Origin of the sequence: Winogradskyella undariae, assembly GCF_013285155.1 — a bacterium.
GTDB lineage: Bacteria > Bacteroidota > Bacteroidia > Flavobacteriales > Flavobacteriaceae > Winogradskyella > Winogradskyella undariae.
Map to the genome: position 1 here is coordinate 296,313 of NZ_JABTEL010000001.1, position 24,396 is coordinate 320,708.

General features: G+C 32.7%; 18 protein-coding genes. 1 reads left to right on the forward strand and 17 read right to left on the reverse strand.

The window, feature by feature from the left end; all coding sequences use genetic code 11:
* Positions 1 to 7: 7 nt before the first annotated feature.
* Positions 8 to 1,534, reverse strand: a complete 1,527-nt coding sequence (locus HSX10_RS01235; RefSeq protein WP_173586380.1) for a carboxypeptidase-like regulatory domain-containing protein — start codon at positions 1,532 to 1,534, stop codon at positions 8 to 10.
* Between the two features lie 186 nt (positions 1,535 to 1,720).
* Between HSX10_RS01235 and HSX10_RS01240 the strand changes: the two genes are divergently transcribed.
* On the forward strand, positions 1,721 to 2,455 hold the full coding sequence (locus HSX10_RS01240) for a metallophosphoesterase (protein WP_173586381.1): 735 nt from the start codon (positions 1,721 to 1,723) through the stop codon (positions 2,453 to 2,455).
* Positions 2,456 to 2,462: 7 nt separating this feature from the next.
* Here HSX10_RS01240 and HSX10_RS01245 read toward each other — a convergent pair whose 3' ends face one another.
* From HSX10_RS01245 to HSX10_RS01320, 16 genes are all read right to left on the reverse strand, one after another.
* Complete coding sequence (locus HSX10_RS01245) at positions 2,463 to 3,308, reverse strand: TIGR04283 family arsenosugar biosynthesis glycosyltransferase (RefSeq protein WP_173586382.1); 846 nt, start codon at positions 3,306 to 3,308, stop codon at positions 2,463 to 2,465.
* A gap of 33 nt (positions 3,309 to 3,341) precedes the next feature.
* Positions 3,342 to 4,145, reverse strand: a complete 804-nt coding sequence (locus HSX10_RS01250) for a DUF547 domain-containing protein (protein WP_173586383.1) — start codon at positions 4,143 to 4,145, stop codon at positions 3,342 to 3,344.
* A 32-nt stretch (positions 4,146 to 4,177) separates the two neighbouring features.
* On the reverse strand, positions 4,178 to 5,086 hold the full coding sequence (locus tag HSX10_RS01255) for a sterol desaturase family protein (protein ID WP_173586384.1): 909 nt from the start codon (positions 5,084 to 5,086) through the stop codon (positions 4,178 to 4,180).
* 68 nt (positions 5,087 to 5,154) lie between these two features.
* Positions 5,155 to 5,967 carry a purine-nucleoside phosphorylase gene (locus HSX10_RS01260; protein WP_173586385.1) on the reverse strand — a complete coding sequence of 271 codons (813 nt, stop codon included), beginning with the start codon at positions 5,965 to 5,967 and terminating at the stop codon, positions 5,155 to 5,157.
* Complete coding sequence (locus HSX10_RS01265) at positions 5,960 to 6,589, reverse strand: TIGR04282 family arsenosugar biosynthesis glycosyltransferase (protein WP_173586386.1); 630 nt, start codon at positions 6,587 to 6,589, stop codon at positions 5,960 to 5,962. Before HSX10_RS01265 ends, HSX10_RS01260 begins: the two co-directional genes overlap by 8 nt.
* Positions 6,582 to 7,076 (reverse strand): rhodanese-like domain-containing protein, encoded by a 495-nt coding sequence (locus HSX10_RS01270; RefSeq protein WP_173586387.1) that lies wholly within the window; start codon positions 7,074 to 7,076, stop codon positions 6,582 to 6,584. Before HSX10_RS01270 ends, HSX10_RS01265 begins: the two co-directional genes overlap by 8 nt.
* Before the next feature lie 30 nt (positions 7,077 to 7,106).
* Complete coding sequence (locus HSX10_RS01275) at positions 7,107 to 7,934, reverse strand: metallophosphoesterase family protein (RefSeq protein WP_173586388.1); 828 nt, start codon at positions 7,932 to 7,934, stop codon at positions 7,107 to 7,109.
* Between the two features lie 25 nt (positions 7,935 to 7,959).
* Positions 7,960 to 9,300, reverse strand: coding sequence for a sodium:solute symporter family transporter (locus HSX10_RS01280; protein ID WP_173586389.1), 1,341 nt, complete (start codon positions 9,298 to 9,300; stop codon positions 7,960 to 7,962).
* 6 nt (positions 9,301 to 9,306) lie between these two features.
* Complete coding sequence (locus HSX10_RS01285) at positions 9,307 to 10,749, reverse strand: SusD/RagB family nutrient-binding outer membrane lipoprotein (RefSeq protein WP_173586390.1); 1,443 nt, start codon at positions 10,747 to 10,749, stop codon at positions 9,307 to 9,309.
* Between the two features lie 86 nt (positions 10,750 to 10,835).
* The gene (locus HSX10_RS01290; RefSeq protein WP_173586391.1) at positions 10,836 to 14,030 is read right to left on the reverse strand and encodes a SusC/RagA family TonB-linked outer membrane protein; all 3,195 of its coding nucleotides are present in this window, start codon (positions 14,028 to 14,030) and stop codon (positions 10,836 to 10,838) included.
* Positions 14,031 to 14,119: 89 nt separating this feature from the next.
* Positions 14,120 to 14,800: a TIGR04282 family arsenosugar biosynthesis glycosyltransferase gene (locus tag HSX10_RS01295; RefSeq protein ID WP_173586392.1), complete on the reverse strand. Its 681-nt coding sequence runs from the start codon at positions 14,798 to 14,800 to the stop codon at positions 14,120 to 14,122.
* A gap of 71 nt (positions 14,801 to 14,871) precedes the next feature.
* Entirely contained in the window at positions 14,872 to 15,927 is a 1,056-nt protein-coding gene (arsS, locus tag HSX10_RS01300; RefSeq protein WP_173586393.1) for an arsenosugar biosynthesis radical SAM (seleno)protein ArsS, read from the reverse strand.
* Between the two features lie 56 nt (positions 15,928 to 15,983).
* On the reverse strand, positions 15,984 to 16,319 hold the full coding sequence (locus tag HSX10_RS01305) for an arsenosugar biosynthesis-associated peroxidase-like protein (protein ID WP_173586394.1): 336 nt from the start codon (positions 16,317 to 16,319) through the stop codon (positions 15,984 to 15,986).
* An 89-nt stretch (positions 16,320 to 16,408) separates the two neighbouring features.
* Positions 16,409 to 16,882: a nucleoside deaminase gene (locus tag HSX10_RS01310; RefSeq protein WP_173586395.1), complete on the reverse strand. Its 474-nt coding sequence runs from the start codon at positions 16,880 to 16,882 to the stop codon at positions 16,409 to 16,411.
* A 99-nt stretch (positions 16,883 to 16,981) separates the two neighbouring features.
* Positions 16,982 to 19,267, reverse strand: coding sequence for a translocation and assembly module lipoprotein TamL (tamL, locus tag HSX10_RS01315; protein ID WP_173586396.1), 2,286 nt, complete (start codon positions 19,265 to 19,267; stop codon positions 16,982 to 16,984).
* Positions 19,268 to 19,270: 3 nt separating this feature from the next.
* Positions 19,271 to 24,361, reverse strand: a complete 5,091-nt coding sequence (locus HSX10_RS01320) for a translocation/assembly module TamB domain-containing protein (protein ID WP_173586397.1) — start codon at positions 24,359 to 24,361, stop codon at positions 19,271 to 19,273.
* Between the last annotated feature and the right edge of the window lie 35 nt (positions 24,362 to 24,396).

A 24,396-nucleotide genomic window follows, 5' to 3' on the forward strand; every position in this document is an offset into this window, starting at 1 on the left:
GATAATCTTAATCATCACTTTCTAAAGCTTTAAAATCCTTAATGGCTTTATTGGGTTCTATAATATTATAACCTTTCCAGAAATCAGGATCATATTTATTAAGACGTTCTGGTGTGACTAAGTTTTTCTCTTTAAAATTGTTGTAGTCCGCTTCAGAAATTGTTTCACTGTCAAAAACAATAAGTTCAGACTTATCAATGTTTCTAACAATGAAATATATATCGCCTTTCAATTCATTTTGTTTTCTTCTACCGCGTACATTTTTGTTCTTTTCAACAATTTTTATAGGACGTTTTATACCAACCCTTTGGCCTGTAGATTCATCTCTATATTTTAAAGTATATTTTTCATTTTCATTTTTTTGAAATATGATAGTGCCTTCTTTTAAATATTTTTTAGTTGAAATGCCTAACAATGAAAAACTACTTAAAGGTTTTACATTTTTATAATCAACTCTTACAACGGCAAAATCTTCTGTATTTACATACATTGTTCCTTCAAAATCTTCGCTGCGTTTTGGTTTAAAAGGTATAACATATACAAACATCTGATCTATGTACGCATAGTCGGCTAAAGTAAACTCATAGCGTTGAGATTTATGAATAAAGTTAAGGTCGTTATCTTTATCAATAAAATTGTTGTTTTCAAATTTATGAATACTCATCTTTTTCCAATGCTTAAAACCTATTTTTCTAATCGAATCTTTTTTTCGTTGTTCAGCAAGTAAAGTTTCATTTATTACTTTTTCTTTTTTATCACCAAATAAGGAAGAGTCAATTTCTTCTTTCACACTAAACCAGCCCGATTTAATTTTAAAATAAGAATCTCGTTTCACATATTTTTTAAAAATGTCATTAAATCTTTTTTCATAATTATCCATATTTATATCCATGGATTTGTCATAGAGTCTACACGCTTTTAATATTTCTATTTTCTGAGCAGCTTCTGGTGTAATTTTTCCATAAAGTTCACCCAAAATTTCAGTATGACTACTTGTGTTTTTTGGCATAATCTGAATTAAACTGTCAATCATTGATTGATTAAATTCGGGTATTGTAGATTTTTCTAAGTTAACTTCAGACTTATCCATTTCTGTATAATAAGATTCTCTATAAAATAGTTTTCTTTTTGTAAAGTCAGAATCGTAATTAGTCGTTAAACCTTCTTTTACTTTATCTAAAATCTCATCAATAGAATAATTTTTATTAGTGACTAATACTTCAGATAAGTCGAAAGATTGCGACTTTAGGTAAATTGTAGAATTATCATAGTTTATAAGCGGAACTCGTATTTCTTTATACCCCAAGCAACTTATAAATAAAGAGTCTGTTGCTTTTATAGATCTTGTAATTGTGATGTTAAATTCACCATCTTCGTTACTAATCACTCCTGTTTTTGAGTTGAATTGAATAGTTGCAAAGGGAATAGGTTTTTCGGTTTCTGAATCTAATAATTTTGAAGAAAAGGTCTGTTGTGCGTAAGATTGAGCAATAGAAAAAAAGACTATTGCAAATAGTGTTTGATTGATTTTCATTTTAAGGATTGATTGGTTGACCAGCAAAGTAAAATATTGTAGTGGTTTGGAAATCAATTTTATGCCTTTATTAAGTATAGTTTATCTTAAGTTTAACATCTTCAAGAAAATTTAAGATCTAAAAATTACGATTTAGAAAGTATGGTTTTAAAATTTAATTTTAGCTTTGAAAAAAAATAGAATCGTATGAGAACATTAGCTGTTGGTGATATACATGGTGGATTAAAAGGTTTAAATCAACTTATAGAAAGAACAAATGTAAGTTCTGATGATGCCTTAATTTTTTTAGGAGATTATGTAGATGGTTGGAGTGAAGCTGCGCAAGTCATTCAACGTCTAATAGACTTATCTAAAACGAATGCATGTATTTTTATAAAAGGAAATCACGATGTTTGGTGCGAAAAATGGTTATCAACGGGAGATGTTAATGAAGTTTGGTTTAAAAACGGAGGAAAGGAAACTATTGAAAGCTATAAAGATTTTTCTGATGAAGAAAAACAAATGCATCTTCATTTTTTTGAAGCACTAAAATTATATCATATAGATTCTGAAAACCGATTATTTCTTCATGCAGGTTTTACCTCTATGAAAGGTGTAGAAAAAGAATTGAATACCGAAAATTTCTATTTTGATAGAACATTATGGGAAATGGCCTTAACATTTGATAAAAATATTAAGTTAGATTCTTTGATTTATCCTAATCGCTTAAAAAAATATTCTGAAATTTATATTGGTCACACACCAACAACTAATTTTGGTGAAGACAAACCGATGAATTGTGCTAATATTTGGAATGTAGATACTGGTGCAACCTTTAAAGGGAAATTATCTGCAATTGATATTGATACTAAAGAAATTTTTCAAAGTAATAAAGTGATGGATTTATACCCTGATGAAATAGGGCGGAATAAAAAAAAGTAAGTTGCGTTTAGCAAATGTTCTTCTTGTAATAAGCAACTAAATCCTCAGCAGAAGCACCAAACCATTTCTTTAAGTAAATGGTACAGAAGTGATATTGCACTTTCCAAACACCATGTTTGCGGTAAAGTCTGGCTGAGGTTGTTAATTTTTTATTGATGACGGTAAATTGATCACGTGCATACAATTCATTAATCAGCATATTATCTTCATAAATAACGTAAGCTTCATCGTAACCGCCAATAGTATTAAATAATGTTTTGGTTATAAACTGGCTTTGGTCACCACCTCTGCTAGCGCGCCAATTAAACTGTGTTAGCCAACTTGCTAACCTAAGCCACCAATGATGGCTATCAAACCGCATTCTAAAACAGCCTGCTTCATTTTCTTTTTGAACTTCGTTAATTATAAATTGATCAAAATTTTTAGGGGGAAAAGAATCAGCATGAAGAAAGTATAAAATAGTTCCTTTAGCATGTTTTGCACCGCAATTCATTTGCTTTGCTCTTCCTTTGGAAGATTCAAGAAAAAGTATTTTTGATTGAATATGCCATCCTGAACTTGATTCAGGATCTCCTATTTCGCTACCTAGTTGTGCGTCAGTTCGAGTGAAATTCCTTTTTTGGAATTTTGTATCGAGAACATTTGAAAAAGCTTCTCGGTACAATTCTGAACTATGTTCAGAATCACTCGAAGGGATGAAATTTTTAACGATATCCTGAGTTCCGTCAATACTTCCACCATCTACTATAATAATTTCTGAAATATTCTTACCCTCAGAATTCTCTAAAAGATGCGTTAATAAATTGGCAATATTATCAGCCTCGTTAAATACCGGAATAATTATACTTATCATATATCTATTTACGAAAAAAGCACGAGAATATTTTTATTTATTTAAATTCCAATTGTAATCTTTGAAGCTTTTTTTAGCTGAATTTGAAATTTTTACATCAGAATATTGATTAAGGAAGTCAATTAAACTACCATTAGTTTCAAAATCTTTTTTAAACCATTTAAAGATTTTAGAGAGTTTTATTTCTTCTGTTGAAATTTCATTTTTGGTAGTGTCTGCTAAAAATTCTTTTGTAGCATTGGTTAATTGTGTGTCTAATTCAGAAGCCGTAAATGCTGTGTTTTGTAATTTAGGGCATGATATAGAAGCGCAAACAATAGCAAAATGAATTCGTGGTTCATGCATTCCTCTCAGTATTTTATGCTCTATATCATTTAAGTTTTGCCAAGTAGTTCCAAACTTCCAAAGGCGTTGATCCCAAGGATCTTTGATGTCTTTGATGCTTTTTGTTGGGTAATTTTTTAAGATTAAATCTATGGTTAAAGCATTATATGCGTTAATCCAATAGGCTAGTTTATCATTGTTACTCCAATCTTCATTAGGTTGATTCGTTTTTAGTAAATCAATATAACTTAGAAGTGTTTTATGTTCTCCTTTTAAACCTTTGTAATTCACGTTTCCATTATCAGAAACGAATTTTTGTAGTAATTTATTAAAAATAGAATGGTCAAAAGCTTCTGTGTAAATAATTTCAGTAGTTTCTGTAATACCGTCGTTACTTATTGTTCCGTCTAGGCCCAAACTAATTTCAATAGAATTGTTTTCATTAATACTTTGTGCTCCAGAATACGATGAAGCAAAAATTATAGTAACTAGTAAAACTGATAAATATTTCATGTCTAAATGTGTGTTTAATTAGAAAGGTTAAATTATTCTGAAACGCTAGATTTACGTTTCTTTGAAAATGCAGGATATACAGATTGTCCTATAAAATCTTTAGGGAATATGTCATCATCATCAAACCCTAGTTCAATATCTCTTCCGTCATGCGGAATGTAATCTGTTTTAAAAAGATAATCCCAAATACTTAATGTAATTCCGAAGTTTACTCCAAAGCGTTCACCTTTTGGTAATTCTCTAACATGATGCCAAATATGCATTTTTGGATTGTTGAATAGATATTTTAAAATTCCATAATCCCAACCCAAATTAGCATGGTTTAAGTGTCCGATAGCAATGTTGAAGAAATATATGATGGCAACATCTTGTGCATCAAAACCTCCAATAATAGCTAAGGGGATATATAAAATAGACTTATAAACTACGGGTTCCATCCAATGGTAACGTAAATGCCCAGCAAACCCCATTTCTTTTATACTATGATGTACTTTGTGAAAATTCCAAAGCCATTCAAAACGATGTAATAGACGGTGTGTATTCCACTGAACAAAATCTGAAACTATAAAAAAGATAAAAAGCCCTAACCATTTTGGTAGTTCATCGACATCAAATAACTGAAAACTTGAAACGGATAAGCCAACAATTCCTAAAATATCATTAAATACTTCAGAAACCGTGTTAGAGAGTGCAATAAGTATAATTAGGTTTAGTATGAAGAAATTAAAGAACATATAAAATGTATCTAACCAAAAATCTTTTCTAAAAAGGGCCTGTTCCTTTCTCCAAGGAAAAGCAATTTCTAAAATCCATACTAAAATAGAAATAAGGATAAGTCCATAAAAGAAGTTATCCCAATGATAAATATCAATGAATTCATACTTTAGATAGTTCCAATAGCTGGAATAAGATTTAGTGAATATGTCTAGGTATTTTTCCATTTAGATTGTAAAAAAAAAGGGGTAGTCTTTTAATTAATAATCCTTTTGTAGGTTAAATCTGTTTAGACTTACAAATTTTTAATTAATTCTTTAAAAAGAGTAATCATATTTGGTTCTGCTTTCTCTGCCATAGCAATAATTTCAGAAATATCTACAGGTCTTAAATTTTCAGGATCGCATTCATCCGTTAAAACAGAAACAGCGGCAACTTTTAATTTTAAGTGATTAGCGACAATGATTTCTGGAACTGTACTCATACCAACAGCATCGGTACCCATAATTTTAAGCATACGGTATTCTGCACGTGTTTCTAGTTGAGGACCAACAACGCTTGTATAAACACCTTTGTGTAGTGTAATATTATTTTCTTTGGCTATGTTTTCAAATTTAGAATTGATATCTGCATCATAAGGTGCGCTCATATCTGTAAAGCGTTCTCCTAATTCAGAAACGCCTTTGAAAGCTAAAGGTGAACTTCCTTGAAGATTAATATGATCGTCAATAAGCATTAATTCTCCTTTTTTAAAGTCTAAATTAACAGCACCTGCTGCATTAGAAACCAATAAGGTTTTAATCCCTAGTTTTTCCATAATTCTAACAGGAAATGTAACGTCTTGTAAACTATAACCTTCATAAACATGAAAACGGCCTTGCATAACCACTACTTTTTTACCTTCTAAAATTCCGTAAATAAGTTTGCCTTTATGAAACTCTACAGTGGCAGTTGGGAAATTTGGAATATGATTGTAGCTTGCCTCGGCAATAATTTCAATCTCGTTAATTAATTGTCCTAAACCTGTACCTAAAATGATACCAACTTCAGGATTTTTAAAACCTTTACTTTGTAAATATTCGGTGCTTTCTGTTATTAATTTAATCATTGAGTTGTTGTATTTTTTCTTGTAATTTTACGTTTGATTTATAAAAATTTGAAGCAATTAAATCTTCATAAGTATCAATATCGTTTAAAATATCTAAAGTATTAACTGTAACGTTATTTTTATGTAACTCTTGTAACGTACCTTTTAATAAGTTAGGTTGACTCCAAGGTTTATCGGTGAAAATAGAAGTGTTTAATTTAGACATTCCTACTAGATAATAACCACCGTCTTCAGCTGGGCCAAAAACAACTTCGTTTGTATTTAAAGCATCTATCCCTTTTTCAATATGTGTAGAATTAATGTCTGGTAAATCAGAACCAATAAGTACGATTTTTTCATAACCATCTGCAAAGCCTTTTTTAAAAGCATTAAGCATACGCTCACCTAAATCTGCTCCGCTCTGAACCATTTTAATTTCATCTTTCCATTGTTCATCTACAATGGCGTTAGAAAAATAAATACGTTTATCAAAATCTAATGCTTTAGTTGCTTTTTCTGTGATTTTAACTAATTCGGTATAAACATCAAAAGCACCATAGTCACCAATAGTTTTGGCAAGTCTTGTTTTTACAGTTCCTAATTTTATGTTTTTTACAAAAACAATTACGAGAGATTTAGTCATAGATTTTAATACCTTTTTGTAGCCATTTACCCCATTCTATGGAGTAAGCATGTACGTTTTCTGTTTCTTTTTCTTCGGAATTAAATACAGGGAAATTATTGTTTTTCCATTCAAAAATACCACCAAATAAATTATAAACATTGGTGTAGCCAGCCTTTTTAAGCTTCTCACCAATGTCTTCTGAACGCACTCCAATAGTGCAGTAAACAATAATGGTTTGTAAAGTGTCTGGGAGTGATTTTTTAACTGTATTTATATCGAATTTTTTATAACCAACATATAATGCATTTTTTATGTGGCTTACGTTGTATTCATTAAGTTCTCTAGTATCTAATACTCTAGCGTCTGTAATTTGAGTTGCTAATTCTTGAGCAGAAACATAAGGAATCGTCTCTTTATTATACTTTTTTAATAGCTTTACCAGCGTATCCTGGCTATATCCAAGAGTGCTAATGAATAAAAAAGATAATATAAAGAGTTTTTGCATTTTGCTTTAGTATAAATAATTAGTTTAACCTTACAATAGTATTATTTTTCCTTTTAATAGTTTCTCTGTTTCAGGCAAAATTTCCATATTGTCCCAAATTCCAGTTACAATTGTTTTTGCGTAAGATTCAGGTAACAATCCGTTTAACATTAATTTGTTGGTGAGCATATGGTTGTATTCTAACTTACGGAAATTTGCAAGTATAGGTTTTGTAGTATCGTCTAAAATTGTAAACCAAACATCAGGACTACCATCATTTGCGGGCATACCAATCACTCCCGGATTTATCCAAAGTTTGTCTTTTTGTTCCTCTATAAACGGTAAGCCTGAATGTCCTGCAATAATAATATCACTTTGTAATGCTTCAAAATTTGGAAGCTTGGTTGCCCAATCCGTCGATTTAAATATGAATTCAGAAACATTAAAATAAGAACCATGTACTACCGAAACCTTTTGATTCCCATAGTTGAATGTTATATGATCTGGAAGCGTTTGCAAATAATCTAAAGATGTTTTTGAAAGTTTACTTTTAGCATACGGATACCATTGTTGAGAAAAACCATCACAACGAGAACCTTCTGTGAAATCGCAACCACAATCGGCTTCATCATCTCGTAACTGTATTTCTACATTACCAATAATACTCCTTGCATTCCAGTTTTTAAAGGTTTGCATGGTTTCTTCAGGTTGGGCACAATAGCCAATAATATCACCAGTACAAATACAGTTTTCAGGGGCAATACCTTCAGATTCTGCCACAGCAATTAGTGCTTCAAGTGCTTGAAGGTTACTGTAAACACCACCAAAGAGTAGTACTTTACCTGAAAGGTTTCCTATGTCAACTATGTTTTTATCCATAACATTTTCCACGCAAGTGGACATCTTATTTATTTGATTTCAACCATTTCGGAATAAAATATAAAACAGTACAACTCAAAATTCCCCAAATATTAACCCAAAGTAAATCCGCATATTTTCCTTCTGTAAAAATTAAGACTTCTGGAAACAGATCAAAAATGAGTAAAAACCCAAATGTTAAACCAGAAATTACACTTAGATAAAAACTCAGTTTTGGAACTTTAATATTCCAGAATAAGAATACAGGTGTTAAGCCAATAACCATCGTTCCTGATATGGTGGTTGCGGATAAAATTTCGGCTTCAAGAAAAACAGGTAGTGTGCCCAAAATCGCTATGGCAGCCATGGATGCTCTTCCAAAGGTTAAATCGTTAACCATGCCTAAATCAATCGCTAATAATTTTGAAAAGGACGAAAACGTAGAGTCTAGTGTTGAAGCGGCTGAGGTAATCATTATAAAATTAATGACTAATAAAATAACCACACCAAAGGCTTTGCCAACTTCTACGGCGGCTTGACCTTTAAAACCTTGGGTTTGCGCATAGACACCAATGACGCTAAATAGTATAATGCAAATAGCACCTAATAAACTCGCCCATAAAAAACTTTTACGTGTCACTTTAGGCGAACTGATAAAGGCTCTATCTGTTAAAACAGGATCGTGAAACGGATAACTAAAGGATTGAATAATGGCAGCGAAGAAAAGGTTTAAACCTAACTCAAAACTCCAAGTCCCAGAAGTGACGACATCAGTAACGCTAAAAGTTTCTATTGAAAAGATGTTCCATAGAATTACCATAAGTAGAATACTAAATAATACCATCTGAATCACATCAGTAAAAATAGAACTACTTAAACCTCCTTTAATCGCATACGCTAAAGTTAAAACAGTAAAAACGATAATGGCCCTATAATAATTGGAACTGCCTGTTTCACCAAAATAACTACCAATAACCATGGTGTTACTCCAAACTTCATTGAATAACCTGATGGCAATTAATATAGAAAACAAAGCCATAGCTCCTTTTCCGAATTTGGTGATTAAAAATTGATGAATACTTTTAAATCCGCCAACAACGCGCATTTTGTAAATCAATAAACCAGCGACAGCAAACGATACATAATAACCAGCATAAGCCACACCTCCAACAATACCAAAGCTTAAACCTAGATTTGCGGCATTGGTAATGCTCTTGGCAAAAATCCAAGAAATAATAAGGCTTCCGGTAAGCACTAAAGCGTTTGGTGCTTTCTTTTTATGAACCGCCTTAAAAAATTCCTCTGTTGTCTTTGCTAATGGAGATAATATAAAGAGTATTAAACTCGATGCAATTATCAATGTCCATTGCCAGTTAATTATATCCATATTCCATTATTCATTCCACCAAACCGGCACGTTTATACTATTGTTGTCTGTTGCGGTTGCAGCAACAGTGTAATTTTCAAAATTTAAAGCTGCTTCTTCAGCAGGATAAGGCATTCTAATCGGGATTAAATCATTGTTTAAACTTGCAGAAATGGTTTGCAATTCTGGGAAACCTGTTCTTCGGTATTCTATCCAGCCTTCATAACCATTAATCACATTGGCTATCCATTTCTGCGTTAAAATTTGTTCCATCGGACTTGTCCCAAAAGCATTATAAGCAGCAGGACCAGAAAGGTAATCTGTAGGTAGTTCCGTGTTCCAATACTCAAATGCTAACGTAACTCCAGCGTTGTATAACGTCTGTGTATCTGCAGAAATAATGCCTTTGGCAGCTGCTTCGGCTAAGGCGAATTGTACTTCCCAAGCGGTTATAAAATTAGCATCTAAAGTTGAAGTATCTTCTCTGAAAGCCGTACTTGCTAAAGAATAATCTGCTAAAGCAATAGAGGTCGAAGATGCATCGATTCCATTTAGCAAACCATTAAATTCATTAGTACTTGAATTTGAAAACGGACGAAATAAACTTGAAAGTCTCGTGTCATTCAAGCCAATTAAAATATCTTCCATAGTTTCGGACAATACAAAATTATTGAAATCTCCAATTCGTAATTGTGCTAATCTAAAACTGTTTGGATCTGTGTTGGTAAAATTGAAAATAGCATTTTCGCTGTTTGAAGTGATAAAATTGCCTTCATCAAAAAGCGATTGTAAATCACTAGTAACATCTATTTTGTCTGAAATACGAACCAAATGTTTAATTTTTAAAGCATTCGCAAATTTTATCCAAGCATCTAAATTGCCATCAAATAAAATATCGCCTTCCAATGGAATTACATCAGTATAGGCTTCAATTGCAGCAATACCTTTATCTAAATTATCTAAAATACCGTTTTCATTAAGATAGATGTCTTCTTGTGAATCGTATGCTGGTGTTACGGTGCCTTCAACACCATTGAACGCTTCAAAATAGGGAACGTCTCCAAATAAATCAGTTAAGCCAGCAGCCATATAGGCTTTCAAAATTAACGCAGGACCTTCATAAACAGCAAAGGTTTCTGTGGTTCTAGCTTGATTTAGTATAATCTCATTATCTCTTAAATTGGTGTAAAAAATAGGCCAAGGATTACCTCCTAATTGTGGTGATTTTAAAGCGTGTCTATCAAATAGGTTGAAATCTAAAGCTGTTCTGTGTTGCGCTAATAAGTCACCAGCAACAAAACCTTCGTAACTCATGTTTTCTCCAAAATCGTAAATAACTTGTCTCAGTAACAAACTCGGTTGGACTGAACTTGGTTGGTTTGGGTTGGTATTAATGTCTTCAAAATCTTTGGTACAACTCATTGTTGTTGCAATAAATAAAACAGAAAGTATATATGTGAAATTTTTCATTTAAAATTTTATTTTCATTCCCTTGAAAAAGGGAACTTTATTCTTTTATTTTCTCTTCTTGAGATTCTCATTGTCTGTCTTGAGAACTAGAAGTTAAATCCGGCTTTAAAACCAATACTTCGTGTGGTCGCATAACTCATATCTTCAACACCACTTACAAATCCATTGCCTTGAACGGCTAATTGTTCTGGGTCAAAATGCGGATTTTCGGTTATGGCAAATAAGTTGTTTCCAACTAAGGAAAGACTAATGTCAGCACCTTCTTTCAAACCTAAAAATCCATCTTTTATATCGAACGTATAACCAATAGAAAATTGACGAAGTTTTAAAAAGGAAGCATCGTAAACATTATTCTCTTCGTGATTTCTATCGTAAAACTGTCGGTAATAACTTTCTGCAGTAATCGCAACGGTATTTGCTTGTCCAGTATTTACATTGACACCTTGTGTAACAATTCCGGCATCTGGTCGGTAACTAGTTTCAGCTAGTTGACCACCAACATTTCCTAAAGCACGTGTTCTAGAAACGACTTCGCCCCCTTGTCGCCAATCGAATAAAAAGCTCATATTCCAATTTTTATAATTGAAATTATTGCTCCATCCTAATGTGAAATCGGAATTAGAATTTCCTAATTTTTTTAAATTATCATCAGCTATATAGTTACCATTATCATCAATTAAAAATTCTCCATTATCATTTTTTTGATAACCTGTTCCGTAGAAATCACCAACACGTCCACCTTCTTCTACTTGAAACCAAACGGTTTGATTTGCACTGTCATAAATTCTGCTGTAAGCCAAGGTTAGTCTTCCGTCCGATTGAGGTAAGTTTTTAATAACAGAGCGATTAGTGGCGAAGTTAAACGTGCTATTCCAATTGAAGTTATCCGTTTGAATTGGTGTAATCCCTAAAACAATTTCGACTCCTTGTGTGTTTACATTTCCGCCATTAATTACTTGTTGACTGTAACCAGAAGAAATGGCAACTGGTAATGAAATAATTTGGTCTTTTGTATTGGCATTGTAATACGTAAAATCGAATCGTAATCTATTATCTAAAAATCGTAAATCTGTACCAAACTCATAAGAGGTGGTGCTTTCTGGTTTTAAATTGGCATTGGGAATAAAATCTTGGTCGCTAAACGTAGGTTCGCTATTGTATGGTGTTTGTGATACAAAAGCACCAGAAGTTTGGTAAGCACTTGTGTCATTACCAACCTGTGCAACACTTGCTCTAAATTTTGCAAATGAAATGATATGAGGTAATTCTGTAACATTAGATAAGATAAAACTTGAAGAAATAGAAGGGTAGAAGAACGAGGTTCCGTCTACAGAAAATGGTGTGGCTAAAGCGCTAGACCAATCATTTCGACCTGTAATATCTAAAAATAAATAGTCTTTATAACCTAGTTTTGTGATTCCGTAAAATGAATTAATTCGCTTTTCACTTTCAAACTGAAACGTTTCAATAGGTGAAGCTGCATTATTTAAATTAAAGATTCCTGGCTGTGCTAAACTGACCGTTTGGGATTGATTTGTGGTTGCGGTTTGATTCAATCTATTTCCACCTAAAAACACATCCACAGAAATATTATTAAACTGATTTTTATAGTTGATTAAAAAATCGGTATTCACTTCTCTAAACATGACATCGTGTTCTGCGTATGCACCATTACTAAATCTATTGCTACTGTAAGCACGACGTAATTGTCTAGTTTCGGTACTATAATCCATTCCTGTTCTTAAGGAAATACTTAAGTTTTTAGTTAGTCCTTGCTTAATGGAAATATTCCCGAAAATACGGTCGCGATTAAAGGAATTGGTGTTTTCATTTAAGATGAAATAGGGGTTGTCAAAAAAGGTATAGTTAAATGAGTATTGTTGCGTGCCTTCTAATCCAGGTTGCCAATAATTTTTTAAATTTTGAATATTTAAAGAGCGTGGTCCCCAAGCAACAAGTGAATAATTTGCATTTTCGCTACCATAACCATTAGACGGTCTGTTGTCACTACTAGAATTAATATAACTTATGGAAGCGTTAATTTTTGTTTTGTCACTCGGGTTAAAATTCAGTTTTGTAGAAATGGTTTGTCTATCTAAATTAACACCAGGAATAATCGATTCACTTCTTAAATCGGTGAACGATAATCTATAATTTCCGGTATCAAACCCATTAGAAATCGATATGTTATTAATCGTAGTAACTCCTGTTTGATAAAAATCCTTTAAGTTATCTGGGTTTGATGTAAAAGGTGTTGCTGTTATTGCTAATCCATCATATAATGCTGTGTCTCCACCACGAACAAAAGAACCATTTACCAATTGTACAGGACTATCAAACTGAGGAATTAACAAACCAGTGTCTAATCGTGGTCCCCAAGAATAAGTGATGTTGTCATTTATACCACCGCCTAAACCGTCTACATATTCAAATTCTCCAGAATTACCTTGGCCATATGAATTTTGGAAATCGGGCAATTTAAAAGCAGATTCAACAAAAAGAGACGAATTAAAACTAACGCCTAAACCCCTTTTGTTTTTTCCGTTTTTGGTTTCAATAACAATAACACCATTAGAAGCTCTTGTGCCATATAATGCAGCAGCACTCGGACCTTTTAAAACCGTCACGGATCCAATATCATCCGGATTGACCTCCATGCCACCGTTACCAAAATCAATTTCTTGAAATCCAGCAGCAGCTTCGTTTGTGAAATTAAAAACGGTTTCGTTATTTATAGGCACGCCATCGACAACAAATAAAGGATTGTTATTAGAAAAAGAAGCTTCTCCTCTTATTGTAATTTTAGATGAAGATCCAACACCTGTTGCGCCTTGTGTAACTGTTACACCTGCTAGTTTTCCTTGTAAATTATCTAAGAAATTTACCGTTTTTACTTCCGTTAGTTTTTTAGAGGATATGGCTTGCACAGCGTAACCTAATTCTCGGGTATCTCGCTCAAGACCTAAAGCGGTAATTACAACCTCATCTAAGGCAGCCAAATCTTCTTCCAATTCTATATTAATAATGGTGTTGTTACCAATAGTAACCGTTTGTGTTTTGTAGCTTAAAAAAGAAAAGGTGAGTTTATCTGTCTTAGAATTTACAGTAATAACATAAGTGCCTTCATCGTTAGAAGATGTTCCCTGACCGTTATTTGCAGTAATGTTTACAAATGGTAAAGGGTTTTTTGAGCCGGCTTCTGTAACCGTACCTGTAATTATAATTTGAGCATTACTGAAAAAGCAAAAGCATAGCAGTAAGCATAAGTAAATGTGCTTCATATGTAGACCACAAAGTGTGGCGGTTTTTTAAAATGTTAGATTATTTGAAAGAAAAAATCCTTAGGAATTAATGAAATTAAAACCCAATTTTAAATATGAAGTAAAATAGGTGAGCCTTTATTGTATTGTTTTTTGAAAACTGTTTTACCATGAAAAACAGAGGCTACTATTACAATTGTTTTTACTGTTTTTAGAATTTTTAAAAGCAGTTTTCTAATGTTGAAATCTAAAGACTTAAAACTTTTTAAGATCAGTTCTATATCTGAAGTGTCATCAATATCTGTTAGCGTTTCTAAGTAAGAAATACTTTCGTTTTGTTGTTGTAATTCTTGATGTAAACAACGTCTTAATTTTGACGTTTGCCAAGGTAAATTTTGGATTTCTGTTTTACTAAAATGTGCTTTTTTGAAACCCATTAAATAGAATCCTCCATCGGTTGAAGGTCCTAAAACATAATCTGAATTCTCTAATTTATCTTTGGCTTTTACTATAAGATTAGCGGTAAGGTTGGGGATATCATTACCAAGTGTTATAACATTTTGAAACCCTTGGTTAAAAACGGTTTCAATAGCATTGGTAAAACGTTCTCCAAATGAATGTCCTTTTTGCGCTTTCTCAGAAATATGAAAATAAGGTAAACCCGCTTTTTTTACTGTTTTTACAGTATCAGAATCAAGCAAATTAAAGAAGTCAGAAGAAGCAACTGATTTTGACGTCAATTGTTTTTCTGCAGAATTTGCAAAGATTAATATGGCGGTTTTGTTATTCATTGGTTATTCCTGCTCAGGCAAGAATGTAATTTTGTTTCTATTGTGATATTTCTACTTTTATCTGAATTTGTTTATGCTACAACACCTTGGCAACTACTTCCTGCTCCAGCAGTACAACCATAGCAATGTTGAGAAATAACGATGTTTCTTCCTTCTAATAATTCTTCGTTAAATTCTGAAATATGCCTAGACTTACTATTTACGGGTAATTCTAACATCTGATTAAAATCACAATCAAATAAATAGCCATCCCAACTAATAGATAGTGTATTAGTACACATTACGTTTTCAACAGCAGTAGGATTATAAGCTTCTACTAAAGAGTACATGTAATCTTCGTAGTTTTCGGAAGCGATTAAATAATCTAAAAATCTAGCAATTGGTAAGTTTGTAATCGCAAATAAATTGTGAAATTCAATACCAAAATCGTCCATCAATGCCTTTTTGAAATCTTTTTCCATAGCCGCTTGGTCTCCTGGTAAAAATGCACCTGAAGGATTGTAAACCAAATCTAATCTTAGGTCGCTACCTGGCATTCCGTAGCCAACAGCATTTAATTCTTGTAACGCTTTTATAGATTTATCAAAAACACCATCACCACGTTGTTTATCTGTTTTTCCACGTGTCCAGTGTGGCATGGAACTCACGACATGTACATTGTGTTTTTTAAAGAATTCTGGTAAATCGTAGTATTTTTTGTTAGCTCTAATAATAGTTAGGTTAGAACGTACTATAAAATCTGTAATACCAACTTTAGCCGCTTCTTCTACAAACCATCTAAAATCCGGATTCATTTCTGGCGCTCCACCAGTTAAATCGAGTGTGTGTGCGCCAGAGTTTTTGATCACTTCAAGACATTGTCTCATGGTGTCTCTAGTCATTATCTCTTTTCGGTCCGGACCAGCATCAACATGGCAATGGTCGCAAACTTGGTTGCACATGTAGCCTACATTGATTTGTAAAATTTCTAGTTTTTTTGCTTTTATAGGAAATTGACTCGTTTTTGAAATCTTATCTTTAAAGGTTGGTAATTCACCATTTTTAAAAATGCCATTAGAGAGGATTTCTAATTGCTTATTGCTTTGCGCTAAATCGTTTCCGAGTTTTTTCAGGGACTTTGTTGCCATTAATTATTGCTCTTTGTTGTAATTCTTACGAAAAAAAAGAGGTTAAGGTTTTATGCTTAACCGTCTAATTTATTCACTTTATTCATCATTTGTACACCATGTACTAAAGTTGCGCCACTTTTTATTGCTGCACCAACATGTATGGCTTCCATCATTTGTTCTTTGGTAACACCACGTTGTAATGTGTCTTTTGTGTAAGCATCAATGCAATATGGACATTGTTCTGTGTGTGCTACAGCTAAGGCAATTAATGATTTTTCGCGCGCTGTTAGTGCGCCTTCTTCAAATACCTTACCGTAATAATCGAAGAATTTAGTTCCTAGTTCTTCATTCCATTCTGTGATTTTTCCGAATTTGCGTAAATCCGCAGCATCGTAATATGGTTTTGACATAATATTTTTTTGATTTAGAACAATCAATATACTGTATTATGTCGAAGTTAAATTGTAAAAATTACAGAAATTTATGAAGAGAACTCATTTTAGTATTCTGTTTTGTCTATTTTTTTAGTCCATTCTTGAAATGGTTCTAAGGCTATTTCGCGTGCTAATTGCTGAAAAGGAATACTTCTTTTTTCGTAAGGAAGCGGGATTTCTTTGTAAATAAATTCGTCATCAAAACCAATATTTGCAGCATCTACTTGGTTACTTCCGTAGTAAACTTTATCTGGTCTGGCCCAATAAATAGCACCTAAACACATTGGGCAAGGTTCGCAAGAGGTATAAATTTCGCAACCTTCTAATTGAAAAGAATCTAAGTTTTTGCAAGCATCTCTAATAGCTGTAACTTCGGCATGTGCTGTTGGGTCATTTGTAGAGGTCACTTTATTATTTCCGCGTCCTACAATTTTTCCATCCTTAACAACAACGCAGCCAAAAGGTCCGCCTTCATTGTTATTCATTCCTTTTAAAGCTGCATTTACAGCTTCTTTCATAAATTGTTCTTTATCTGTCATATCTCATTGTATCTGTTTATTGAAACTAATGCTTCAAAAAAATATAGATGTCAAAGATACTAGGTATTTATAAATGAAAGAATTTGATGAATAGAAGGGTTAAAATGAATAACCAATTGCAAAATTTAAAACAGGCTCATCAACTTTAAAGTCCCATCGTTTTCCTTCTTCTACAGAAGGATCATGAAATGGTGCTGCTAAATCAAAACGTATTACAAAACCTTGTACGTCTATTCTAAGACCAATTCCGGTTCCCATTCCTAATTCATTTATAAAGTTAGAAGTGAATTTATCTTCACCATCAAAAGTAGGATTCTCTTTAGAGTTCCATACGTTTCCGGCATCTGCAAAAATGGCTCCTTTAAAGAAAGAAAATAAAGGAAAGCGGTATTCGGCGTTAGCTTCTAATCTAATGTTTCCGGTTTGGTCAAAATAACTGCTGCTGCTGTCATCGTCTGATTCTCCGTTATAAGTTCCTGGTCCTAATGAACGAATGCTAAAAGCTCTTACACTGTAAGGTCCGCCTGAGAAATATTGTTTTACGTAAGGGATAACTTCAGAGTTTCCATAGGGCAAGCCATAACCTGCAAAAAACCGTGTAGCGATGGTTTGTTCCCTATTTTTTCCGAAGTTAAGATGAAATCTAAAATCTACATCAGCCTTTGCGTACTGCGCATATTGTAAACCTAAAAAAGTATCTGATTCTCCAGATTCTCCAGACTGGCCTAAAAGGCTAATGGAATTCCCCGCAACATCTAAAGTGGTATTTAAATAAAATTGATGAGGGTCGTTGCTGTCTATCATTTCATTATAGGTAAATGAAAATGTCATTCCTGAAATAAATTGCTGATCAAAACTAAGTTGCAGAAATGGGTTGTCGTCTAATATTTCTTCAAACTCCGTTGAGGTTTTGGCGAGTTGTGTATAGTTTACAGATATTGGATTAAACTCATATGTAATATATTTATTAGCATTCCATGAGTAACCAAAAAGGCCATTTCCTGATATTAAGGTGTATAACTCACTTCTACTTAAGTAACTTAAACCAAGACTTGTTTTTGTTTTAGGTACAGAATATTCAAAGAAATCTTCGTTGAATTTAATAGGGAATAAGACACGTGGAAATATAAGTTCTGCTTTAAGTCCTAGTTCAACACTACTTAAACCTGCATTGTCTCCGCTTCCAAATTGAGTTTCATAACCAACATTTGTGCTAAGGTTAAGTGTTTCTCCTCCTTTAAATAAATTTCTATTACTGTAAGTTAACGCTAAGTTTGGACCTGTAAAATTGTTAGATTTGGTAACCGCTTGCAGTTCTGCACGTACAGCTCTTTTTGTTAAAGGTGATAAGTATATGTTAGCTTCTAAGGCTGCTAAGCTATCGGTTAAGGAACTGTCGATTTCTTTATATTGAATGTTTACAAATTTATAAGCACCAATACTTGAAAGTCGTCTAGAGGTGTTTTTAGAAGTATTAGGATTGTATAATTCTCCTTCTTTTATGGTGATAAATTTATCGAGTCGTTTTGGGTCGAAAAATAAAGAATCTTGAAAATAATTTTTACTATTTACGCGTTCTACAGGAATTTGAGTTGAATCCGTGATTTTGTAATTAGGATAAATATTGACATTTTTTATATAATAAGGAACGGTTGATTTTTTTGGAACTTCAGCCTTTAGTTTAAGAAATAAATCAAACTTTTTATTATCATATTGATTGGTATCAGCTTCAAAAACGAAAAATTCTGGATTAAGGTTATAATATCCTTTCTGTTTTAATGCTGCATCTATACGTTGCCTTTCTAACTTCATATTAGATAAATCGAAACGCGAAGATTTTTTAAACGGGGATTTGTCAGTAACTTCTTTTACATCTTTATAGATGGTTGAAGGCATAGAGTCTACCTGAAAATTCTCCATGGCGTAAGGTGTCGTAACTTTTAAGTTATAAGTTACGGAAGCTTCTGTTTTCTTTTCTTCAAATGAAGAACTTGCGCTACTATAAAAAAAGCCTTTATTTTCTAGGCGGTTTTCTAAAATGTCTTCAACTTCAAAAGTTGAAACATTAGATTGATAAACGGGTTTTTCTCCTATTTGTTTATAAAGCCAGCGGTTAATAAAACCAGGCTTTTCTTTTTGCATTTTGTAATGAAAAAATAACCCAGGATGCATTCCTAAGAATTTTGAATTAGGCTCTGGACGTAAAACACTGTTTAATTCCGTTTTTAATTCTGCTAAATTATCTACATTACTGTCTGATTCAATTTCTATTTTAGCACCTGTGTACAAACGGTCTCCTTCCGGAATGTGTTTTGTTATACTACAAGAATAGACAAAGATTCCAAAGAATAAAAATGCGATTATATGTTTTAATTTATGATTCAAAGTCTAATTCTTTTTTGTTTCAACAGCTTTATCATTTACTTCTTCATTTGCTTTCTGTTCTTCCTCTTTAGCTTTTTGTTCTGCTTCTAGTTTAGCGTCATTTTTTTGTTTTTCTTTAAAAATAGAATCCCAAAGTTCACTAAACTGATTAAATTCTTCTGTGAAAATTAACCCAATTCCACTAACAATAGTTTGTCCGTCAATAACGTTTTCAAATTCGCTTTTTCTAAAGCCTTTTAATCGATATCTACCATCTTCAGATAGAGTGTATTCTAAACTTACGTTGCCTATAATTGGGGTTTCTTCGCCTGAAGCACTGCTGCCTTGTAAATCAACTTCACTACCAACTCGTACGGTTAAACGATCGTTAAAAAGTTTCTTTTGAGCTGCAATATCTAATTGAGTTCTATCTGCTGGTGAGTCTCCTTGGTAATCGGTATAACTGTCTAGTCCAAAATCTAATTCTACACCTGTGTTGCCCATTATTTTATCAGAAAATGCATTTAATTGTTCAGAGACGGCATCATTTAAGTTATCTCTAGCAATAGTTGCAAATCCGCCATCACTACCATCACTACCTGATTCTGGGTAAAAACGATTTAAGACTAATAAAGAAAACACTTGCTTGTTTAATTCGCTTTCTTGCTCATTGACTTGTTGTACTCTGGTGTAAACTTGACCTCCAATAGCGCCTTGATCTTCTTCGGGCATATCTAAACCAAATGAGATTTGAGGCTGTAATAATTCGCCTTCAATATTAAGGTAAACATTAAAAGGTAATACTTGTCTATACTTGCTTTGTACGGAAGGATCTGCACCCGAAATTTGAGAAGCCATAAGTGAGGACGCTGAGGTTTCTAAATTGTAAATAGCTCTAACATCTAGTTGGGCATCTAATGGATCTCCAGACCAAGTAACACGACTGCCTGGTGCGATTAAGAATTTTCTATTGACTAAATTATAAAGGTTAAGTTCATAGTGACCATCAGTAATTTCGTAAGCACCAGAAAGTGTTATTCGACCATTAGGAACCATGGTAAAAATAAAATCGCCTTCACCTGCAGCTTTAAAATTGTCGCCTGTTTCTTCATCGAGAATTACGGTAACCGAAGCTTTTTTGCCAACCTTAATTTGCGTTGAAATATCAAAGCCTTTAATAGTAGCCGTTTGTTTTTCTGTTTGGGTTAAAATAGCATCGGGATTTTCACGATTAACGAAGGTTACCACACCGTCTCGCTCTTCAATATTTGCTACAGAAGCAGGCATTACATATTTAAGATCTGTGTCTGATCCTAAAGTAAGTTTAGCGTTTAGTTTAGGAATTTGTAAATCTCCAGTAAGTTTAGCATTAGCATCAAAAGTTACTTTGCCGTAAAAAGCTTCATTATCTTCTTTTGTGGCGTTTAATACTTGAAAATTAGTGGCTTTAACATCTAAATTAAACGTTGGGTTAATAAAACTTTCCGTTCCAACAGATCCAGAAATGACTAAATTATTATTGTTTTCATCTCGTATGGTGAAGTTTTTCATGGAAAGTCCATCATTATTCACATTTAGAGTTTCGTTAGCCATCGTAAACTTTGTATTCAGTTTAGTGGCGTTAAAGCCTGCGTTGTTAAACGTTATAGAGCCACTATATTGCGGATTAGATGTTGTGCCTGTAACTTTAAAAGCACCAGAAAAACTTCCTTCAGTATCTTTAACTTCTCCTAATGATAGCGTATTAAGCGCTTTCATTTGAAATGAATTAATATCTAAGTTAAGATCTAAATTAGCGTCATTATTAGACACGGTATAATCGCCTTTAAGGTCAAAATCAATATCACCATCTTTAAGTCCGGCGTTAAAAGCATAACTGTTATTGTCTAATGAATTTCCTTTTAAACTAAAGGTTCCTAAGTCGGTTTTTAGCATTTCGAATTTAGAAATACTTAAATCAGCAATAATCCCTGCGTTTGTAAACGGATCCTCGAGTATAAAATCTCCATTAAGTTGCCCATTAGCAATTTCAGTTTCAGGATTTAGGTAATTAAAAAACTCATCGATATCAAAATTTTCAAAGATTACGGCTATGTGCTCTTTTGTGATTTCTGAGAGTTTATCTGTTAAAGCTATAGATTGATTGTTTTTAGAAATCTTAAATTCATTAAAAGCGAGTTTATTATCACTTAAAATAGCTTCATTGTTTGATGGTATTGTCCATTGTTGACTATTAAGTAAAAGGCTATCTGGTTGTACGGTAAAAGTTAGTTTTTCTCGGTTACCAGTAATGTTAGTATTAACATTCATAATTTTCTTATCGTCATGATAACCAGAGAAATTTAATGCTAATTCATTATTAGTTTGCTGGCCTGTAATTATTGTTTTAGGCATATTTATAGGACCTGCAGTAATGTTATCAAAGCCAAAATTAAAATTGAAGTCCGTTTTGTCAGTATTCATAGCAAAGGTCAAATTATCTAAAGTGTTTCCACTATAATTAATATGAGGTGCATCTATTTTCGCTTTTAAAATTCTTGCTTTTTCATTGAAATTCATAGAAATAGCAATGGTGTCTAAATCTTGTACGTTGACCAAAAAGACATCGTTAAGTAATGGGGATTGAGAAATTTTGCCTTTAAGATCTAACTTTACAAAATCGGTAATAGTATCTGATACTTGTTCATCTCTATAAAAATAACTGAGTATATGACGTTGTAGAGATTTGCTGAAAGTTTGTGGATTGGCATTAGATTTTAGATTAAAATCGAGCATTTTATTAGATATAGAAACCGAAGTGGTGTCTTTATTTACGTAGGCTAAAGCGTTTAACTCCCCTAAAAGATATGTTTTATTATCATAAACAATGACTCCGTTTTCTATGGTTGCAGAAGCATCGTAAAATTCACTATTGCCTTTAAAGTTAGCATCGAGCGACAGTGCAGTTTTAACATTTCGGCTCATTAGGCCTAGGGATTGTAAGTTGGCTCCAATAACATCTAGTTTTATTTTTGCTTCAGGTGCTACGGAATCTAAAATCATAAACACATCTAACGTTGCATTTAAGTTGTCGTCTTTATATTTTGAACTTAAATTTCCTTCACCATTTACAATATTTCCATTAAGATTAAGATCTGTAATAGCATAATTATTTAGCTCAAATTTTGAAACTGTCGCCTCTAAAGTTGCGTTTAGGTTATTTAGGTTTGTTCCGCTTCCTTTAGAATCGATGTTAAAGCTTAGTGCCCCAAATTGTGGATCGTTTAATAGTTCGTTAACCTTATAATCTTCAATCGTTACTTTGGCTTCAAAAGCAATAGTATCTGCATTTTTAAAGTTACCATCAACGGTTGCGATTCCTTGCGTGGTATTTAATTTTGCTTTAGTAGAAATTGCTTCAGGATTACCATTTGCTTGCCCAATAAGTTTAATGTCTTTAGGTAAACTAATGCCTAAATCTGCTTCATTAACAAATTTTACGATATCTGTACGTGTTGTTTGCGCAGAAAAATTAGGAATGTTAAATTGAAGTGTTTCAGGGTTTGTAATATTTTGAAGTGTTCCGTTGGCAGAAATTTTGGTGGAATTTCCCCAATTAAGCTTCATGGTTGTTAAATTAATTGAAGCTAAACTTCCGGAAGCTTTCAAGATTCCTTTAAGTTGATTTTTACTTAAAGTATTGATGTATTCGTTATTTTTTAAGTCAGGTTGAAATTTTATAATTTCAGATAAAGATAAATTGATTGAAGGTAGGTCTAAATTAACCGTTGTACTTTTAGGGTTTTCTAATAATGAAGAAAGTGAATTGTAGTTTAAATCTGCATAACCTGAAACCGAATTATTATTTAACCTAAAATCTAAATCTTCTAAATTTAAGTTTTGGTCAGAGATTTTAAGATTGAAACTCAATTGGTTTAAATTCAATCCTGAAACTTCATTAAAATGTAGTGTTTTTAATTGAAGCCCTGCATTTCTGTCTTTTAAAGTAATGTCTTTAGCTTGTAAAGTAAAGTTGTTTAATGAAATAGCATTCGCATTAAAAATATCTTTTTGAGCTATGGCATCACCTACTTTATAGTCAATTTGATTGTTTTCAAAATCTATAGATGCAATATTAATTTTAATTTGTGGCCATTCAAAAGTGGTTGGTTCTGTTTCCGCTTTTATGTCTTCTGTTAAATCTGGTAGGCCATTAATTTTGGCTGCTGTATTTAAACTTATTCTAGAATTTTTAAGTGTAATTTCTTTAAGATTAAAATTACTATCTGCTAAATTTATAACAGGATCTTCTGTTGAGAATTCTGAAATATTAACATCAGCAATCAGGCGATCGGGTTGAGATTCGTAATAAGTCACAACATTATTTAAAGCAATTTTATCGAAAGATAGCTTTGGCAAAGTACTGTCGGTTGTTGTGGTGTCTATCGCTACAGGTTTTTGAATAAATTTAATATTAGAGTTATTCAGTTCAATATCTGAAGCTTCAAAAATCATGGCTTCTAGATTTGTGGTTTCCATGTTAGCATTCAATTCACCAATTTTAAACCTAGAGTCAATTCCGGCAACGGCATCATCAAATACAATATCTAAATTCTTAAATTTTAAATTGCTAAGCACTAAGTTGAGTGGGGTAGAAATGGTATCTGTTACAACTGTTGTTGTATCGGTTGTAGCAAAAGCATCTATTAAAAACTGAAAATTATAACCTTCAATACTATCTTTTCTAATCACATTAGCACGTAAGCCTTCCCAATCTAAAGCATCTACACCAACTGCTTCTCCTCTTATCATTTTAAAAAGTGGAACATTAGCTTCTAGTGATTTTGAATATACTAAAGTATCTCCTTTGGTATCTTCGAGATAAAGACCATCGAGTTGAACGTCTCCATCAAAAGTGATAAATAATTTTTCTATTTCAACTTTAGTATTTGTTTTACTTGAAACATAATTAACCGCTTTAGTAACGATAATGTTCTGTCCCCAAGGGCTTCTAATAAATAGGATAACTAAAAATAAAAACACAAGAATTCCTAACAGAATACGTAGTGTTCTGCGTAGCCAACGAAACTTTCGTTTTGTTGGGATTTTGGGTGGTGTATTTTCGGTATTATTCAACAGTCAAATATATACGGTCAAAAGTATTATAATTG

Excerpts from the sequence above, each read along its gene's own strand:
- HSX10_RS01235 (WP_173586380.1), bottom strand. The coding sequence starts at position 1,534 with ATGAAAATCAATCAAACACTATTTGCAATAGTCTTTTTTTCTATTGCT.
- HSX10_RS01240 (WP_173586381.1), top strand. The coding sequence starts at position 1,721 with ATGAGAACATTAGCTGTTGGTGATATACATGGTGGATTAAAAGGTTTA.
- HSX10_RS01245 (WP_173586382.1), bottom strand. The coding sequence starts at position 3,308 with ATGATAAGTATAATTATTCCGGTATTTAACGAGGCTGATAATATTGCC.
- HSX10_RS01250 (WP_173586383.1), bottom strand. The coding sequence starts at position 4,145 with ATGAAATATTTATCAGTTTTACTAGTTACTATAATTTTTGCTTCATCG.
- HSX10_RS01255 (WP_173586384.1), bottom strand. The coding sequence starts at position 5,086 with ATGGAAAAATACCTAGACATATTCACTAAATCTTATTCCAGCTATTGG.
- HSX10_RS01260 (WP_173586385.1), bottom strand. The coding sequence starts at position 5,967 with ATGATTAAATTAATAACAGAAAGCACCGAATATTTACAAAGTAAAGGT.
- HSX10_RS01265 (WP_173586386.1), bottom strand. The coding sequence starts at position 6,589 with ATGACTAAATCTCTCGTAATTGTTTTTGTAAAAAACATAAAATTAGGA.
- HSX10_RS01270 (WP_173586387.1), bottom strand. The coding sequence starts at position 7,076 with ATGCAAAAACTCTTTATATTATCTTTTTTATTCATTAGCACTCTTGGA.
- HSX10_RS01275 (WP_173586388.1), bottom strand. The coding sequence starts at position 7,934 with ATGGATAAAAACATAGTTGACATAGGAAACCTTTCAGGTAAAGTACTA.
- HSX10_RS01280 (WP_173586389.1), bottom strand. The coding sequence starts at position 9,300 with ATGGATATAATTAACTGGCAATGGACATTGATAATTGCATCGAGTTTA.
- HSX10_RS01285 (WP_173586390.1), bottom strand. The coding sequence starts at position 10,749 with ATGAAAAATTTCACATATATACTTTCTGTTTTATTTATTGCAACAACA.
- HSX10_RS01290 (WP_173586391.1), bottom strand. The coding sequence starts at position 14,030 with ATGAAGCACATTTACTTATGCTTACTGCTATGCTTTTGCTTTTTCAGT.
- HSX10_RS01295 (WP_173586392.1), bottom strand. The coding sequence starts at position 14,800 with ATGAATAACAAAACCGCCATATTAATCTTTGCAAATTCTGCAGAAAAA.
- arsS (WP_173586393.1), bottom strand. The coding sequence starts at position 15,927 with ATGGCAACAAAGTCCCTGAAAAAACTCGGAAACGATTTAGCGCAAAGC.
- HSX10_RS01305 (WP_173586394.1), bottom strand. The coding sequence starts at position 16,319 with ATGTCAAAACCATATTACGATGCTGCGGATTTACGCAAATTCGGAAAA.
- HSX10_RS01310 (WP_173586395.1), bottom strand. The coding sequence starts at position 16,882 with ATGACAGATAAAGAACAATTTATGAAAGAAGCTGTAAATGCAGCTTTA.